The sequence below is a fragment of the Sporosarcina koreensis genome (genome assembly GCF_001531445.1).
Classification (GTDB): Bacteria; Bacillota; Bacilli; order Bacillales_A; family Planococcaceae; genus Sporosarcina; species Sporosarcina koreensis_C.
Genome location: NZ_LQYA01000168.1, coordinates 1 through 243 on the forward strand (window position 1 = coordinate 1; position 243 = coordinate 243).

1 pseudogene is annotated in these 243 nt (G+C 33.7%); it reads left to right on the forward strand.

The features are described 5' to 3' along the window. A pseudogene (locus AWV70_RS16310) lies at nt 1–243 on the forward strand (plasmid recombination protein); the annotation flags it as partial.

The window sequence follows — 243 nt, forward strand, 5'->3', positions numbered from 1 at the left end:
AAAAGAAATTGATTTTCTAGAAAAGGATCTTACTAGCAAAAAAGATGAATTGACTGGATATAGCGAAAGAGTGGAGTCTGATTTAATAGTTCCAGTGAGACGACAAATGAAAAATATTGAAGTGCCGACTGGCGAGAAAGCTCTGTTTGGTTTAGGAAAGGAAATAACAAAGACAGAAAGAAAGCCAACTGAAAATGTAATCATTTTAAGAACAGATTATAAAAAGTTGGTTACTGCTGCTCA